This is a genomic window from Candidatus Bathyarchaeota archaeon (assembly GCA_026014735.1).
In the GTDB taxonomy this organism is placed as follows: domain Archaea; phylum Thermoproteota; class Bathyarchaeia; order Bathyarchaeales; family Bathycorpusculaceae; genus Bathycorpusculum.
Map to the genome: position 1 here is coordinate 1 of JAOZHT010000010.1, position 1,266 is coordinate 1,266.

The window sequence follows — 1,266 nt, forward strand, 5'->3', positions numbered from 1 at the left end:
ATGTTTTTGGTAGAATAGAAACCAAGCAGTGCGGAAGTTAAAAATCCCTGCATAAAATGGAAGAACTCCATTGCAAGCACCCCTCAAATAATATAACCTTTTTAGTGACCAAACTGAAAAGGAGAATAAGGAGATGCTAACAATGGAGCAAGTATATCGTATCAAATATATGAAGAAATTTGAAGGGAAAAGTTTAAGAAAGATTGCTAATATCACAGGACATGATTTTGAAACAATAAAGAAGTATGTTGGGAAAGATAATTTTAATATAGAAATCCGACCTAAACAGGTTAGATCAGGAAAGCTCTCTCCATATAGAGACTTGGTAATCAAATGGCTTACCGACGATGAGAAGGCACCTCATAAGCAGCGTCATACTGCCAAGCGGGTATATGACAGGCTGTGTGAGATTTATAAAGATGAATTTGATGCTTCAGAAAGATCAGTAAGAAGCTTTGTAGCAAAGCTTAAGAAGGAACTTAAGATTGAGACTGATGGTTCACTTCCACTTGACCATCCACCGGGAGAAGCTCAAGTAGATTTCGGTGAAGCAAGGTTTATTGAGAATGGAACTACATACGATGGCCACTACATAAATATATCCTATCCCCATAGTAATGGTGGACATACTCAGCTGTTTAAGAGTGAAAATCAGGAATGCCTTCTTGAAGGCTTAAAAGCAATATTTGAGCACATTGGAGGGGTACCGACCGCCATATGGTTTGATAATATGTCTACAGTTGTTAAGAAAATCAAGGACTATGGTGAACGAGACCTTACTAAAGGCTTCCTGAGATTCATGATGCACTATGGTTTTAAGAGCAATTTCTGCAATCCTAATAGTGGGAATGAGAAGGGTTCAGTAGAAAATAAGGTAGGCTATCACCGCAGGAATCTATTTGTGCCGGTTCCGGAATTTAAAGACTTGCGAGAGTACAACAAAGAGCTTCTGCACCGCTGCGACAGAGATATGGAAAGACAGCATTACAAGGGACTTGGATTGATCAGTGAACTGTTTGAGGAAGACAAAGAGGAATTCTTCAAGCTTCCGGAAGTTCCCTTTGAAGTATATTTGCATGAATTCGCAAAGTCAGATAACTATGGCAAGGTTAGATTCGATGCCAGGATATATTCATCGTCCCCTGGTGCAGCAGGTACTCAAGTGATGGTAAAGGCAGGCGCCTATGATGTTGTGATACTTGATACTGACTGCAATGTGATTGTCAGGCACAAGAGGCTATATGGCGAAGAGAAAGAATCTATGGT

1 protein-coding gene is annotated in these 1,266 nt (G+C 39.9%); it reads left to right on the top strand.

The features are described from left to right. Positions 1–142: 142 nt before the first annotated feature. On the top strand, positions 143–1,266 hold a 1,124-nt coding region (gene istA, locus NWE93_15125; GenBank protein MCW4001561.1), incomplete at its 3' end, for an IS21 family transposase.